Annotated in this window: 11 protein-coding genes; 1 reads left to right on the top strand and 10 read right to left on the bottom strand. The window is 41.9% G+C overall.

The features are described 5' to 3' along the window. Positions 1–116: 116 nt before the first annotated feature. Positions 117–605 carry a hypothetical protein gene (locus tag JF50_RS12620; protein ID WP_039609813.1) on the top strand — a complete coding sequence of 163 codons (489 nt, stop codon included), beginning with the start codon at positions 117–119 and terminating at the stop codon, positions 603–605. Between the two features lie 288 nt (positions 606–893). Here JF50_RS12620 and JF50_RS12615 read toward each other — a convergent pair whose 3' ends face one another. The 10 genes from JF50_RS12615 to JF50_RS12570 all read right to left on the bottom strand — a co-directional run bounded on the left by JF50_RS12615 (position 894) and on the right by JF50_RS12570 (position 15,987). Continuing rightward, complete coding sequence (locus JF50_RS12615; RefSeq protein ID WP_039609812.1) at positions 894–3,725, bottom strand: hypothetical protein; 2,832 nt, start codon at positions 3,723–3,725, stop codon at positions 894–896. A gap of 113 nt (positions 3,726–3,838) precedes the next feature. Beyond that, on the bottom strand, positions 3,839–5,329 hold the full coding sequence (locus tag JF50_RS12610; RefSeq protein WP_039609811.1) for a DNA/RNA non-specific endonuclease: 1,491 nt from the start codon (positions 5,327–5,329) through the stop codon (positions 3,839–3,841). Positions 5,330–5,517: 188 nt separating this feature from the next. Beyond that, positions 5,518–7,761 carry a GNAT family N-acetyltransferase gene (locus JF50_RS12605; protein ID WP_039609810.1) on the bottom strand — a complete coding sequence of 748 codons (2,244 nt, stop codon included), beginning with the start codon at positions 7,759–7,761 and terminating at the stop codon, positions 5,518–5,520. Positions 7,762–7,791: 30 nt separating this feature from the next. Then, the gene (locus JF50_RS12600; protein ID WP_039609809.1) at positions 7,792–8,187 is read right to left on the bottom strand and encodes a hypothetical protein; all 396 of its coding nucleotides are present in this window, start codon (positions 8,185–8,187) and stop codon (positions 7,792–7,794) included. 19 nt (positions 8,188–8,206) lie between these two features. Next, positions 8,207–8,614: a hypothetical protein gene (locus JF50_RS12595; RefSeq protein ID WP_039609808.1), complete on the bottom strand. Its 408-nt coding sequence runs from the start codon at positions 8,612–8,614 to the stop codon at positions 8,207–8,209. Positions 8,615–8,668: 54 nt separating this feature from the next. Further along, positions 8,669–9,088, bottom strand: coding sequence for a hypothetical protein (locus tag JF50_RS12590; RefSeq protein WP_039609807.1), 420 nt, complete (start codon positions 9,086–9,088; stop codon positions 8,669–8,671). A 128-nt stretch (positions 9,089–9,216) separates the two neighbouring features. After that, complete coding sequence (locus JF50_RS12585) at positions 9,217–11,244, bottom strand: Ig-like domain-containing protein (protein WP_039609806.1); 2,028 nt, start codon at positions 11,242–11,244, stop codon at positions 9,217–9,219. Between the two features lie 15 nt (positions 11,245–11,259). Next, positions 11,260–13,314, bottom strand: coding sequence for a tail fiber domain-containing protein (locus tag JF50_RS26085; RefSeq protein ID WP_052262279.1), 2,055 nt, complete (start codon positions 13,312–13,314; stop codon positions 11,260–11,262). A gap of 98 nt (positions 13,315–13,412) precedes the next feature. Then, positions 13,413–14,048, bottom strand: coding sequence for a Pvc16 family protein (locus JF50_RS12575; RefSeq protein WP_039609805.1), 636 nt, complete (start codon positions 14,046–14,048; stop codon positions 13,413–13,415). A gap of 1 nt (position 14,049) precedes the next feature. Then, positions 14,050–15,987: an ATP-binding protein gene (locus JF50_RS12570; protein ID WP_039610158.1), complete on the bottom strand. Its 1,938-nt coding sequence runs from the start codon at positions 15,985–15,987 to the stop codon at positions 14,050–14,052. Between the last annotated feature and the right edge of the window lie 3 nt (positions 15,988–15,990).

Raw genomic sequence — 15,990 nt, 5'->3', positions numbered from 1 at the left:
AAAATTAACTTTCTTGTATATAATTAATTAGTTAAAAATTAAACCCACATTTAATTAAAGAACAACCAGACAGCCTAAAACCTCTTAACCAAATTCAGTTAAAATAAGAATTAAATATGAATAAACTTGCAAGAATAACTATTCTAACTTTCTGCCTAATCGCACTACAAGGCTGCTATTTTTTTAGTGAAAATGTAATTTTAGAAAATTGCTTTTCTCCATTTTCAATTTCTAAGCAAGCACTTTCAAAAGACGTCGAGACCCGTATCTTACCTCCGAGTAGCAACTTAATTGATGATGGCTATCGCTTTACTCTAATTGATAAGTCTTACGATTATGGCAAATATAGACAATCTACAGGGAATATTAACTTTACAGGGAGCTTAATATTAAGTGTACCAAATTGGGCTCACAAATATATTGGTGGAAACCCAAAAGGTTTATACTTTGAAATAAAAAACGGTGGGCAAAAAGGTATAACTAATTTTTTAACAATGGACTACTATATGCCCAACCACCTAGTTAGTATTAAACCGCACTGTAAGGATGAGCTGATAAAAACGTGTCCAAACCAAAAATGCAGCTATAAAAATATATTAAATTAAAAGTAAACCTCTTTTTTGGGGTTATAAAAAAAGCAGCCATCAGGCTGCTTTTATTGAATCAAAGAGCGAAGGGCCATCTCTGACCGCGTGTGTGTATCGCCAATTAGGCTTTGGCATGGATCAATGTTCCTTTTACATGTTGTATCGATACGAGCAGTTATGAACTCACAGCCACTCAAATCTAACTAGCAACATAAAGAACTCACTAGCCAATATCTATTACGCCTTATTACACTCATTGTCATTTTTTCAATTATCAGAACAAGTTAGTTTCTGACTAACAGATCATTACATTAAAATGAGCCTTTCTTTTTCAATACTCTCTAAAAACTCCCCGGCAGCTTCTTTATTTTCTGCGTTTTTCGAGCGGTTTTTGCGATAGTCCGAGGCTATCTCTTCTAGCTTTGCAAGTAACAGTCTCCGCTCTAAAATAGAGTGCGTTTTGTGATATTTATCCAGCTTATCCGCCACTTTTGCTTTACTCTTACTCATTTCAAAAATCCAGAAACTCTTGCGCTGTACCGCTTCATTCCAAACTTTAGAGGTCCAAATATAAGTGCCACTGGTCGGTAACTTATCCCTATCAGCTTTGGTTTCTCGATAAATTTCAGTGAACTTATTTTGCTGCGATATCAACTTGAGCAAATGAGTATATCGCTCACTTACATCCTCTTTTTGCATTGGACTCAGGTGACTATATACCGTTTTACGTGCAACCTCAGGTAACTTTCTTTTGGCTTCATCTTCGGTGTATTCAATATGAGTATGATCTTTTTCTAACTGATTAACCCACTTATCTACTGGGAGTGCCTCCTTAGTTACCTCGGCAGGTTTTGGTTTGCCTTCGGTAAACTCCCCTTTAGAGCGCTCAACGATATACCCTTTCCCATTAGGATCTTTTTTGATTTTACCATTAAGCGTATACTCACCCAGTGTCCAATCACCAATAGATACCGACGCAATTTCTTTTTCAAATGTCAGTACTTTGGCTTTTATCGATGCACCTACTTCCGCTTCTAATGAGCCGGTTAGGCTAAAGCTCGCCTCCATTGGATAATCACTATCAATGGCAAATTGACCAAAGCTATCACCGCCTTTGCCACGCGTGTATTTCAAACGCCCTTCTGTTTCAACCTTACCTTCAACACCACCTCGGATCTCACCAAATACACCACCTTGAACCTTTGCAAGATAAGGGACCCCCACAAAAGCACCAGCCTCAATTCTCGCTTTAGCTTTGGCACTGGCCGAAGCTGCACCATTCACAGAGAAAAGCATTTGTGTCTCTGTGTTATGCTGCTCTTCATTTTTAAGCTTAGCGCCGATGCTCGCACCAAACTCAAACCCCCCGGTAATATCAACTCCAACTCCTGCAACACCAGCCGCAACGGGAAAGTCCAAAGAGAAAGCCGGAAAATCAATCCCTTTGTGCCATTCTCCAGTGATCCCACCTTCACGATCTTTTCTATTATAGTAAGCCTCAAGGCCTAAAATACGTGCTCTAAGTAACTGTAAACCATTGTTGCTATCCTTCTCGTAGGAGAATTTACCACCAGCAAATTTAAGCGCGTTTAACCCTTGGTGGACTTTCAACTGCTTAAGCTCAAACACTTTTCCAAAATCGAAGTTTCCAGAGAAAAAGTCTGACTCGACAATGGCCGTTTCATTAAGCACTTTGGCATTATCATGATCGAGATCCATAAAAGCATTTTCAGCTTCAATTGCATCTTTTGTAAACTTAGCCTTCGTCATGGCCAGCGTCATTGTAGTGTGTTTGCTAATTGGGATCTCCACATCAGCCTGCTCAACCTCACCGCCTAATTGCTCATCGTGATACATCACTTTTGCTTGCGTAATTGATGCTTTCACACCAGCGGGTAAGCCGTAAAGCGCAGCGTCAGTACTCACCTCAAACTCTGGTGAAGCATCCTCTTTAACTTCTACTTCACCACTCGGGTTGCTGATAGACAAAAACTTGGGGATTACTTCGAATGTATCTTTAGAAGAGATTTTGGTCCTGCCTGATTTGAATTTACCTGCAGTATCCAATTTTAAATCAAACTCACCATCCAGTTTCTTTTTATCCCAAAGCGGCACATGTGCATCACCTGCAAAATGAACTTCTTTTTGCTGCTTATTGTAATCAAGTGACATTAAATCGGAGTAAACCCGCTTGTTCGCAATGTTTAGCCCAACAATGCTTGCTTTAAAACGAGCAAGGCCTTCTTCATTAATGGTCAGCTCATCGCCCAATACTTGATGCGCTTCAATATAACCACTAAAACCCACCCCTTGTTGGCTTGCAAAAACCGGAGATACAGCCACTTCCCAGCCACTGCCAAATGGTAATTTTACATCTATATCACCACCAAATTGCTGACCAAGCAGATTGACCTTGGCAACACCCGTACCATGTAGTCCAGCGCGCTTGGGCTTACTTGCCCCCTCTTCCCAGTCCAATAATTCAGGTTGGTTTATCCCCAACGAAATGAACTTATTATCAACTATATTAGGTGATGTTTGTGCATCTTGATCCGTTTGTTGCTCATCGCTTTGCTCATCTTCACTACTTGAATCCGAGACACCAATTAAACGTGCAACGCTACTGGCAAGCTTATCTTGAATATACTTAACCCAAGCTTTTAAATCATCCACGAGTGCCCGTAATGCCCCATGTGCATCACTGCCTTTTTTTAACCATTGATAAATATATGGCTCATCAATATCTCCCCACGCAGCGGCTATCCAACCACCGTTATAAAATTTATTTGCAGCCCAAAGCCAGATTTTTCCAATGGCCCATAAAACGGCGGAAACAACACCAGGCGGAACTTTTGCCAAAAGTAAAAGTGCTTGTGAGATTGCCGTCACCCATGGGTTCAAGGACTTTAATGATGTCACCGCATAATTAAATACACTTGAGATAATCAGCTTAGCTGTTGCATCGCCATTAAAATGATCCCAAACCACTTGTGAGGCATACCGCTTTGCAACATCAACGCCCGATGAGAGTAGATCGACACTCACAGAATCAGAGTCTAATGCATTGCTCACTGATAACGCAGTGCGCGTGGGATAACTTTGAAAGGTAGGAGCTTGCTCCTGTTCTTGTTGTTGCATTTCAATAATTTCCTATTGTTGCTTATGTAGAGAATAGAAACTTAGAAGAGGTGTTGAGTAGAAGCGCAAATGCATGTGTGAAGCGTGTATTTCTAATATCAGTGAGAGTTAACTTAGCCTTTTAGTGCCGCTTTAAGCGCATCAATTCGTGTCTGGTCCCATGTCCAAAACTTGCTATTTTTTTGCTTATCTGTCCAATCTTTATAGTCTTTATCTCGAATGTGTTTATCATCTTTATGTGCAAGACCCAGCGGCTTAGTAAGCCCTTTTCTCGTTGTCCAAGGTCGCATATATGCCTTGCTGTCAACCGTGTTGTCTTTGCTTTTAACCGCTTTGTTTGTAAATGCCTTTAAAGTCGACACATCTCCTGTAGAGGCATGTTTGGTTTTGTATTCAGACGTGATGGTCACTGAAAACGACCCTTCAGGGTGGTAACTACTCACAGCATCCGTACTGATATCACTTAAGACTTTTACCTCGCATACTAAATTAGCCTTAGGCGCAGCTCCGCTCTTGTACCCAGGGGCGGTTTCTGTTTGATGAGGTGCGGGGACTGTTGGTACTACTTCTACTTTATATTCAACAACATAACCGGCTTCAACGAGGTTTTTTACATGAGATTCAACTCGAGCGTGATGCTCTTTATTCGCAGATCCTGTAATAGGATACAAATTAAATTTCAATGCTGAGCCGCCTAAATTGTCGTTGAGAAGGTGGCCACGGATCCAGCCTTTTTCATTGGCATTATTCCCGTTGTTATTGTAAACAAGCTTATTCTTCATCAAATCGCTTTGATCGGCATTGACTTCAGCAGACTCGCCTCTGGGGGCTAGACGAGATAATCGAGCCTCAACTTTATCACCAACGATATTACTAATCGTTACATCAGCACCGGATGCATTTTTATACTTAAAATCTTTGGCTGCAAAAAACTTAATTTTTGTATCATTTATCGAATCAGAACCAGCAGTCTCACGTACCCTTTCTTCGCTGCCACCAGCAGGTATGGCAATATTCCATGCTGGGTTAATTGAGAATGAAGTCCCTATTAAATACGGGTTGTATTGATAAGCAAAGTTTTGAATTAAGTTAACTCCAGGCATGTCTTTTTGAGCCACTTGATTGATGGCTTTGAACGCAAAGTCAACATCCTTGCTCTCTGGCAGAAGCAGTTTGTAAATGTGGCTAAGCCTCGCGCCAACCACTTGATAGTACCGTTGTGCGACATCATAAACTTGCTCTTCATCCATCAACACATCAAAATAGCTGCTACCTATGACTTCAACTGCTTGTTCAACTCTCTCAGTCGACGTCAAATCAGTCGAGTACTGGTCTAATATAGGAATAAAGTTGTCATACTCATCTTCGGAAATCGACTCACTGTAATCTAAATCATCCAGCACAATTGTCTCAATATCTTCTTCTTGCATACTCATATCTGAGTTTTGCCGAGATAGGTTATGCTTTGGCTGCCGAATTGGGCTGCGTTCTCGAAAACGAGAAGGCGCTTCTTCCGTTCGATTTCTTTTTTGACGACGAGCTTTGTTTCTTTGCTTCTGCTCTTCGCTATCAAGCAAGTATGAGGCGTCCATATCTGACATCATAGTGCGCGGTCCTTTAGTAGTTTACGAATATTTGAGCTCTGCTGAATAAGGCTTTTCTGAATAAATAAAACGGAGGGTATTGTGCTCATTGACTTTAAGCATGGGTGCTTACCAATGAAAATGTATTGTCTAGATCGACTCGAAGCAGCTTAAAATGAGTGCTTGCTTCACTTTCTAATTCACAAGTGCTAATTGATAAAATACTTCTTGCTCAGCCCTTCGCCTATGGCCTCTTCCAACGCGTTAAATCCAACTTGCGTTAAAATGTGCCGAGAGGCCATGTTATGTACCCAAGCAGAGGTCTTAATATGGGAAATATTCAGTTTGAGCGAGCGCTGTTTTAATGTGGCTACTGCCAAGCTAACCCCTATTTTTCCAAAACCACGATGCTGGTAATCGCACCCCACCCAAAATGATAAGTGTGCATGACGTTGCGAATTTTGATTGTCAATCGCATCTGGCAGCGGATAAAAATCCACAACAATTGCCCCCACAAAACCAAAAGACTCATGAACGAGTGCAAAATGCGCCTTTTCACCACGCAGCCCCTCTTCAAGCCAAGTCGGCCAAACTGCTTGTAATTGATTAAACTGTTCAATTTTCAAACCACGCAGGCGTTCGGCAATATCATCTTGTCGATACTGAATATAAAACTCACCTAACTGATGCGCCCCAAGTGGTAAAATTCTGAGCCCTGACACGTCGCATCGAGTGCACCGAAGTCCTTTATCAAACCAAGATAGTTGGTTAGTTTGCTGCTGATAAGTAGCAATATCGATATTAAGCTGCTTTACTTGCGCATCTTCAGGGCTGAAATCAAGTGCCAATTCTGCGCTTTGACTCGCCACTTCTTGCTCTCCAGTAGCCCAAGCCACCAGTGCCAAATTATGTAAATATGCTGTACTAGGCCCATTAACTTCCATACAAGCCAGCATACAGTTTTTCGCTAATCCCCAATGGCTAAGATCAATGGCCAACAATCCTAGTGCAAAAGCGAAAGACTCTTGTCTACAGTCAACAATGTGATTTTGCCAAACTTGAGAGAGTACACCGCACCACTGTATACGATTTTCAACAGACACCCCCTGCTTTAGCAATTGTGGGAGGAAAATCTGCAACATATTCGGGTCATATTGACAGAGTCTAACATACGCTAACATTTGCGCCTCTGTTAAGCTCTGAGTGCAGCTTTTTAAGCTTTCATAGATATTTACCTGGCAACTGGGTAAATGCTCAGAGCAGGCTTTCTCAAATATATGCTGCGTGTAAATAAATTCCTCTGGGTTTTGATGGCCTAACCTCATACACGTCGCCATCTCTGTGCCTTCGTGTTTTTTTATTTGGGTATGGGTTACAGCCGAACTCACATAACTTAATGCCTTCAAATCTAAAGGTAACTCCACCCCAGTTTGTGTAATCACTGTGGGTAGATTAAGCCCGAGCTCTGGCGTCAAATGATCGCTAATTAAATGACATACCCCTTTATCAAAAGTCTGCTCTAAACGCATACATACTTGTACCGCATTGATTGGAAGCGCGATAGGTTTACAGCCCCCGCTTGCCAACTCTTTTCTCAATATGTCGTCAAATGGCAAAGCTAAGTCGCCGTGCCCGACTTCAAGATCAATACTCGTCTTGCACCACTGATATGCAAGTCGAATTTCATCCTCTGCTTTATCCGAGGGTGAGTGCGCTTTCATACGCCAAAGCAGCGGCAGCTCTTGGTTATTAGCCGCTTCAGTGCTTGCAGCACTGTTGCTGGGACCGATATTTGCTGTAGTTGCTATCTCAGCTCGGTAAAGGTCTTGGTAGTGTGTGTGATATATCGCCTGTGGCAACTTAGAAAGCACACCATGAGCTATCATAAATGCTGGATTTTCGCCGAATGCAAGCATCGTTTCGTCAATATCTTGATGCGGTAACGGTTGTTCTGAAAAGATACTCCAATCTAGTATGTGTGCTTTTCCAATCTGATGATAATGGCTGAAATCGGGGTGGCACAAGAGCTGTGCCTGTGCCGTTTTATCTGTTTCCATCAACAACAAACACACATTGAATTCTTCCAAGCCTTGCTGTGGTCCCTCTTCCAAAAGTTTATTCATTAACGCCAAACCAAAAGCGTAACGCGCCTCTCCAAGGCACAATAAATATATTGGCTCAGACTGGTTTAACAGATTATTGCCTTTAATGTCGTGTAGCCAAGCTACAAGCAGATCAAAATAAAGGGCGATCCAAGCTTGATTATGCCAGCAATCGTTTTGTGGTGACGGGTCTTGTGCTGACCAGATATCAGCCTCTGGCGCTTTGTTAAATACACACTTTTGTTTTTGTTGTTCAGTCAAAAAAGTCGCTTTGGGTACTGGCTTTAATTGCGCATAACCGACGCCATTAAACACCTCATTAAGCTTTTTTTCGCGTGCTTCTTCTGTCATGTATATGCCCTGTTTTTTGGTTTGTTAACGTCACGGCAGTTTAATTATATAGTGAAGTTGGATAGCTCCACCTGGCGGGGCATTTAGCAGTGGTCTTCCATCTTTACCATCGCATAACCCGTAACCTAGTGGTAGTGAATGACCGTGGTATAGAAAAACTGCCCCACTTGGCACCCCATTTGTCTGGGTTGCTTTTGTTTTTAGCGATGTCGTCTGTGTGTGTTCAGCAAGCCAAAGTGTGCCCTCCACAATTAAACTGCCACTGATCTTCAAGTTTTGAGTGATTTCTAGGCCCGTGCTGCGCTTTTCAATACCATCTTCACCTTGCAATAAACATGCATCTAGCCATTGGGCAAACTGTGACTCTGTCGGCTTTGCGCCGCGCTTAAAAAAAGATTTAAGCGTTTTTCGAAGCTGCATTGCCATTTAAACTCCTTGCATGAGGTTAAGAAAGTTTAAGATCGCTTGCAGTGCTGATCTCATTTTTAGGAAGGTGAAGTGCTTGCCAAACCTGGCCGGTATGAGATATTTCAGTAACTTTAAAGTAACTTTCAGCGCTCTCATTATGTGCTGTATTTACTGATACTATGTTACCTAGCTCCAGCTCAATAGCTGCACGTTGCCATAGACCAGATTCACTTATCACATATATGCCATTCTCTGTTTTATCTCTTTGTGCTGTGAGTAATACATACATTTGCCAATAACTTGGTGGTAGAGGTAAATGTATATTCTGATCAGTATTGAAAACCACATCTAAGACGCCAATGAACCCAACAAATCGTTCTATATGTCGTTGGTGCCTCATAAATCTATCTAGTAATTGATTAACATTGACGTACCCTTCAGCCATATTCATAATCCCTCGTAAATAACTGGCCAAGCACATCGCTTGACCAGTTCATAATTAAACTGCGATCGCGCCGTCACTTAAGGTGACTTCACTCCACTGATCGCCTTCCATCAATTTATAAAACACAGTAGATGAAGTCGGCGGTGTACCAAGTAACTCAACTAAGTTACCTAGCTCAATGTTTGGATACGTCACTTTGTTAAGTGTGTCAGCAATTCGTTGATACACACCATTTTGAGAAGGAGTAGATTGCTTGGTAAGCAAAATCTTGTCGCCATCGGCAAGATTCAACGTGTTGGTTAAATAGTTGTCATTGTTTGCTGTCGACAAATCGACATTCGCATCTTTTTTAGCGCTATTCACACGGTCAATAATACCGGTATAACGATAAAGTGATTTCGTTGCTGTCATATTCACTGCAATTTGTTCAGCATCAATCGCTGCGAGAATACCAGAGAGCGTTTTTTGAGCCATAAGGCCTCCTTGATAAATGTTGCGTGTACATACACACGCAACGGGTTAGAAAATCGAATTAGCTATCGGGAACAGTCCTAACTGGACGGCGTAATGGTGAAGTACCTGTGATGAGTTAAAAATGAAACTTAAGGGATATATTCAAAAAGACGATAATCTGCCACTTGATAGTGCACAAACGCACTGGTGCCATTGTCATTACCTATGCTTGTGATAATGCCAACGACTCCACCTTCGAATACCACAGTACCTCCAACAAAATCGGTAATCGCTAAATCAATTTGATTATCAGTAAACCAGTTACGACTACCAATGTTATTAAAACCCGGGTTGCTATTGTGGTGGGTATGGGCAGAGATAGATGAAACACTCGGCTTATCTTTAAGGTAATTTTTTTCCTCTTTGCCCTTTGTATATAGTGCTAACATGCGTCGACCGGCAGGTGCACCATGTTGTGATAACGTTTGCTCGGCAACTATATATTGCCTTTCATCTAATATTTTGGTTGTATCCCACAAACTGTTTTCTACTAAGTTACCTAAATAAGTAACTACACTTTGAGATATTAAGAAGCGTTCTTTACTTTGCGGGTTATATACTTTTCGAACGTAGCCAAGGTGACTTTGAATACTGCCCGACACGCTTTGCCAAGCACTGCCTATATATTCCCAAACATCGTTATTTTGTGCGTCATATAGTTTTGATACATCTAAGCCGCCCCGTAAATCGATGTCAAGATAAGTTGAATTAGGCTGAGAGTAAGTGATGTAGCCATAGGATTGCTTTCCCTTGAAGCGGTGCAAATCAGTATCATTATTTAAATCAACCACAATTTCACTAGCCGACTGAAAGCTGCCAGTTTGATTCCAAGGGGTCACATAGAATTTAAAAATATCGCCTTGACGCTGAACCTTTACACGAACCCGTTTATTGCTCCAACTACCACCGGTTCCAATATTATACTGCCCTAAAAGCTTATCAGACCCAGAGCCCACCCCAGCATAACCAAAATATACACCACACCCTGTCGCGTTGGGAGGAGTACCACCTGTATTCAACACAATAGTGAGTACATAATTTATGTTTCCTTCTCTGACAAATGCGGCAACCACACCAATGGTATCATTGTCAGTACTATCAGAGGATAACGTCGCTTCTAGTGTATAGTTATCGACTTTTTCTGCGGATACAAACCCGTTTGAAGGTGAAACATTAAGTGGCATCACGACACTATCTGTAGAAGCTTGGTAAAACCAGGCTTTTGCGTTAGCACTATTGCGAGCTTCAGCGTCTTGTTTATTTAAGTAGTACTCATTGCCGTTAAATCTCGCCCAATTGTTGAATATATCTTGTACCGTCGGAGGTCTGTAATCTTGTCGAGCTTGATCCGCTTGTTGTTGAGTACGGTATATATATGATTCAAGCTCAGGCAATGGCGTGATATTGATGTAGACGACACCCGTTTGCTCAACACCATGGCCGTTACGCACTTTATAGTTAAATTGCGCAGGTTGTTCTGCAAGACCCGTAGACAGAAAGGTAATTGTATCGCCACTCAGAGATACAGTTCCGCCCTGCGCACTCGATACACCGATTAATGACAAGCCAGTACCAGAACCATCTTCATCATTGGCAATGAGTTGCTGCTTACTGATAAATACAGACTCACCCTGCTGCAAACTGAACGTATCAGGGTTACACACGATAGGTGGAACAGCAACGACTGACATTGTGACGAAGTGTGTTTTTCGGATCCCAATACTATTTTCTACCACATAATTAAAACCTGCCGCGCTCCCGATCCCACTATTTGAAGTAAACTCAATGTTAGCTCCCTCTATACGCACTGTGCCAAACAGAGGGGTATGTACGGCTATCAATCGCACTGGATCTTGCCCGTTGCTATATTCATCAAAGCTCCCTTCGAGGATATTAGCAATCGGAATGATTGCCGTGCGCTGCGTATAAACTTCAAAGGTTTTCACCTCTAGGCGTATCGTTTGCGCAGATTTTCCATAAAACTCGCTAATTGCAATCGTGTCTCCCGGTACTTTTGTGACGTGCTCACTATAAAAACCAAGCTCATAAGGCTGAGCATCACGGTATTCATCACCGATATCTTTAAGTGATATTGGTCCACTTGTTTGTAAAGTCATTATGCTTCACTCCCCTTAGTTAGACTCAAATTTCACTATTTTTTGCTCAAGGCCCACCACTTTCTCATTGAGCTCTTTTATGCTTTCAACTAACAACCCCACTAAATTCCCATAAGCCACAGACATATATTCATCTTGCTCATAGACAGCTTCGGGTATGACTTGCTCAACATTTTGTGCGATCAGTCCGGTATAACGTCTACCAGTATTAACATCTGCTCGTTCAAATGTAACACCTTCCAGTTTGTGAATCGCAGCCAACGCATTTTCAATCGGTTTGATATTGGATTTCAGGCGAGCATCAGAGAATGCAGTAACGTCTCCTGTTGCTGTTATCGCTCCTGTGACAGCCATATCGCCCGAGAATGTCGCTTGGGTAATGTCGACAGAACCTACTAACTGAGTATTGACCGATTTCAAAAAGCGTTGATCTGACTCTGTTTTAGTATAACGATTTGTTGAGTCCGCAGTTCGGTCGGTAACTTCTTGCTGCAAAGCATTCTGTAACGTAGCAACTTGTTGGCTTCTCGTATTAGACTCATTCGCTAACTCTGTTTCTATCTGAGCGCTTCGGGCATCATTTGTTAAAACGTAATTGGCAAAAGCTTGATCCGACTCTGTGTCGACAGAGTTGATGAGATCAACAATTTCTTTAAACGAGTCAGCATCGGCATCACTGGCTTCTAAAATACTGTCAATACGCTCCTTTTGAACCGTAATTTTAGTGTTGTAATCTGCTTTTAAAGCATCCGAGCCGGAAGATTGCTGCGTTTTAAATTGCGCAGCATCCAATAATTTATCAGCCAAACCCGCCTCGATATCAGCTGGGGTCGCAACATCGACAGAAATTTGGTTGTTGCGTGCTTTTAAACCATCGCCAACAAGTGCAACCTGCAACGAGTCTTGCCAGTGATTTTCACTTTTACCAGAGTCATTGGTAAATTGAGACGTCAATACAAATACTTTATGTTGATGGGAAGTACCTGCTGAGATACATATAGCAAGACCCTGATATAATGAAATGGCCGCAGCAGGCAACGCCAAAGATTTATCTAATTGAACTTGCCAAATTTGATTTTCTGATGGATCTTCTTGTGCGGTTAATAAAATCAGATCGCCTGCCTGAAGTGCAATATCATCCAGAGTATTAAGTGGTTGCGAGACATCAATATTAACCGACGTTTCAGCGCAAGTGATCGTCACTTCATTGAATGTATACACACCCAGCGACTCTACTTTTTGATTTAACCACTGACCGTGATCTGCACTGAGTATTTTATCCGTGCCGCCAGATTTTAAATCATTTGTATCGGCGAAATTTAATCTTTGAGGCGGCACTTGCCCAACGGTCAATTGCCCTGCATCTAAATCGGTCAACGAGCCGCCATGTCCGGTTATACTTTTTGCAGTGATACTTGAATCACTTGCCACTTGTGTTAAATCGATATGAGCTGGCAGGTGTGCATTATTCAGATTTGTGATGCCTTCACCATCCCCAACCAAATAGTCTGCAGTCAACTTACTATTTGTCGTGTCTCCTTGCTGAGTTAAATCAACTTCAACAGGAAAGCGGGCGTTTTGAATATGTTCTGAGTAATACTCAGGTACGTCAAAGTTTTCAACTTTGTACCAATTCAAGTTTTGACTGGTTTCGTTCAGCATGACATAGTGAAAGTAGCTGGCACTGTTATCCAATGACCTATTTGCCTTAATTAACATGCCTTCATATTCATTAATGGTTTGCTTGGTCAACGTCGCGGATCTTTCTACCGAAGATGCATCGTAAATGTAGACACCATTTTGAGTCTCGTCTTGCTGAAGATATATGATCACTCGCTCACCAGGTACTAGTGAGTATGGTGATAAAATTTCAGTCAAATCTGATTGCAAGTCAAGGTTGGACTCACTGATTGCGCAATCTACTGTAGTACCGAATAAATGGGCCAGTAAGCTAAATGTCGTCGTATTGTCCGTTGCCGCATCTATGAGTTTACGAAATTCCTCTTGTGTAGGAATGTCTCCATTTTCAAAATAGCCGCGTAACTCCGTATTCAGTTCTGAATGTTTCATAGTTAACCTTTGATAATTAGTCGTGTATTAAGGGGACTTGCTACTGGAAGGGAGGAAGTTCAGTAGCAAGAAAATATTGCGGGTAAACCAAGCTTGGATTAAACCGATTTGTTATCCATTTTCGTTTCAATATCTTGAACAATCGGTAATATATCTGGCGTGAATACTGGCACAGGTACTGACAAAGACAGCAACAGTGTAGGCTTGGGTGTGGATCCTAATGCCTGCCAGACATGCCCACTTACTTTTTCGCTATGTTCATTACCGAACAACTGCGTTCGAATGCCATAAGGCTTATCTTCCACGCCATACATCGTAAGAATGTCTTCTGGCAAAAAGTCATAAGCCCCTAAACCACACAGTAAGTAACTCAACACCATATGCTCTAACTCAGCACTTCCCATTTCCGCTTTACTCCAGACCGTCAGCATATAAGTTAATGATACAAATCGAGGCTCTTTATAATGCACTCTATGAGTCTGAGCTGTATTTAGATAGCTTCTCGGTGGCTCACTTTGTCTGCGTGTCGTGTCCTCTGCTACACCAATTAGATAGCAGTTTACTGTCGGCTCATCACTTACCTGTTTGTCATAAAAAGTCTTGTCGGGCGCGACAAAACTCAATGCAATATCCCCTTCTAACTCAGTATCTCCGCCTTTGCTCATAGACAGAATCCGCTCAGTCAAAAACGTCTTCAGTGCTTGTTGAGTGTTATAAACTATTTTTGGGTCCATCTTAATTTCCTTGCAACCAAGCTTTAATTTCATGCTGTGCCATAAACCCTTCATGCTGTTTCGCAAGCTCTCTTTTGAGCGCTCTGGCTAATGATTCCGGGTCAATACAGCTATGCTGTTCTATCAAACGTTGAAGTAACGCTGACTCTGTAATATTGATAATTTGTGCTGCACTTAGCTCAAACCTGTGCGCCAAACTGCCAATAGATTTGGTCAACGCATCGTTTGAAATACCGCTCAACATACGCTGCCATATCTCTTCCCGCTGCTGAGCTGAAGGCATAGTAAACTCAATCACATTATGAAAACGCCTCAAAAACGCGTCATCTAAGTTTGATTTTAAGTTGGTGCTTAACAGTAATAACCCACTGTAGTGCTCCATTTTCTGTAAGAGGTAACTGACCCCCATGTTGGCATTTTTGTCCTGACTGGATTCAACAGCACTACGTTTTGCAAACACAGCATCCGCCTCATCAAACATCAACACTGCATTGTGTTTTTGAGCTTGGTCGAATAGCTTCGCTAGGTGCTTTTCAGTTTCACCAATCCATTTACTGGCAATATTAGCTAAATTAACGACATATAAAGGAAGCTGTAGTTCACCTGCAATAGCTTCAGCAGCCATTGACTTACCTGTACCAGGGCGGCCCCAAAAAATGGCCTTGCAACCTGGTGTAAAGCGCTGAAGTAAGGATTGTAATTCGGCTTGTCTATCAATTCGGCCGACTAATTCATAGAGTTGACTGTGTACTGCTGGAGACAACACCATGTCAGACAACTTGAACCTTGGTTCAGAAAGTTTCGCTAGTTCTTCAGGTCCTTTATTTAGCTCTTCCAAACACTGCTGCTGTAATTCACGCCAAAAATCAGCGTTATTCTGGGGGGTAACTTTAGCGGTTTGCGCTAACCCTGACATACGATAAATTGGTACCGGGTACCTCGTGGCGATACACCGTGCTTTTGCTTCATCAGGCTCTAAAGACAATTTCAGCCAGGCGCTTACTAACGACTTATGTGAAGGCGGTTGACACTCAATCACATGAAACAAGCTTGTATCTCGATGCGTGTTTGGGGCCTTTAAAGTAAAAAAATACAACCGGGTTTGAGCACCCTGTCCACACTCCAGCATTTTTCGCAGTGCACAAGCATATGTAGCATGAAGTTTTTCAATAAATATAAACACGCATTTGGAGTTCGCATTTAATATTAACCCAACCAACGACAGTACGATTTCTGACAAGGTCAGATCTTGCGCTTGCTCATCTAAAAAATAACCAAAATCCGCCCCTGATAACAAAGCAAGTTGCTCTGTGTACCACTGAGCCATCCGAGGGTCAGGTGTATCAAGTTCAAATAACTGCGAATCGCTTAAGTCAATTTTAGGATTAAAACACGATGTAAAAGCCTCATCCTGAACCGTAGACGAGCCCAGCTTTACAAGGTGTTCATTACTCAAAGTGACTTGACCGGTATGCAAAAACTGCCTGAGCTCTGTATGTAAACTGGCACTTTCAGTCAGCAACTTTTTTTCAGAGCATTGTAATAAATGCCAATCGAATACTTGGCCACACAATACATCTTGCGAAATTAACTCTCGTTTAGACCCCCGCTGGCAAAGAAAAAGCAACTTATCGAGACTTAACATTGGCCCTTGCTCATACCAGCTAAGACCGATGTAAGGCATCAAAATATCCGGCTCAAGAGTTTGAATATAAACAAGAGCAATCAACCTAGTTTCATGTGATGTGAGAGAAAAACGCCCTTCAACATACTTAAATCTAGGGGTGTTAACCAGCGTATTTAATGCGTCGTCAAGTTGACTTAATCGTTCCTGTATATTGTCATCATCATTTGCTAAAGCGATACCAACCTGGAAAAAGCGCAATGATAACTGCTTTTCGGCTTTAAATTGTTTTGCTGAGTCGTCACGCATTACCATTTT

Origin of the sequence: Pseudoalteromonas luteoviolacea, assembly GCF_000814765.1 — a bacterium.
Taxonomy (GTDB): domain Bacteria; phylum Pseudomonadota; class Gammaproteobacteria; order Enterobacterales; family Alteromonadaceae; genus Pseudoalteromonas; species Pseudoalteromonas luteoviolacea_H.
Note: the sequence above shows the minus strand (reverse complement) of the source record. Positions and strands in the feature narration are given on the sequence as shown.

Excerpts from the sequence above, each read along its gene's own strand:
- JF50_RS12620 (WP_039609813.1), top strand. The coding sequence starts at position 117 with ATGAATAAACTTGCAAGAATAACTATTCTAACTTTCTGCCTAATCGCA.
- JF50_RS12615 (WP_039609812.1), bottom strand. The coding sequence starts at position 3,725 with ATGCAACAACAAGAACAGGAGCAAGCTCCTACCTTTCAAAGTTATCCC.
- JF50_RS12610 (WP_039609811.1), bottom strand. The coding sequence starts at position 5,329 with ATGATGTCAGATATGGACGCCTCATACTTGCTTGATAGCGAAGAGCAG.
- JF50_RS12605 (WP_039609810.1), bottom strand. The coding sequence starts at position 7,761 with ATGACAGAAGAAGCACGCGAAAAAAAGCTTAATGAGGTGTTTAATGGC.
- JF50_RS12600 (WP_039609809.1), bottom strand. The coding sequence starts at position 8,187 with ATGGCAATGCAGCTTCGAAAAACGCTTAAATCTTTTTTTAAGCGCGGC.
- JF50_RS12595 (WP_039609808.1), bottom strand. The coding sequence starts at position 8,614 with ATGGCTGAAGGGTACGTCAATGTTAATCAATTACTAGATAGATTTATG.
- JF50_RS12590 (WP_039609807.1), bottom strand. The coding sequence starts at position 9,088 with ATGGCTCAAAAAACGCTCTCTGGTATTCTCGCAGCGATTGATGCTGAA.
- JF50_RS12585 (WP_039609806.1), bottom strand. The coding sequence starts at position 11,244 with ATGACTTTACAAACAAGTGGACCAATATCACTTAAAGATATCGGTGAT.
- JF50_RS26085 (WP_052262279.1), bottom strand. The coding sequence starts at position 13,314 with ATGAAACATTCAGAACTGAATACGGAGTTACGCGGCTATTTTGAAAAT.
- JF50_RS12575 (WP_039609805.1), bottom strand. The coding sequence starts at position 14,048 with ATGGACCCAAAAATAGTTTATAACACTCAACAAGCACTGAAGACGTTT.
- JF50_RS12570 (WP_039610158.1), bottom strand. The coding sequence starts at position 15,987 with ATGGTAATGCGTGACGACTCAGCAAAACAATTTAAAGCCGAAAAGCAG.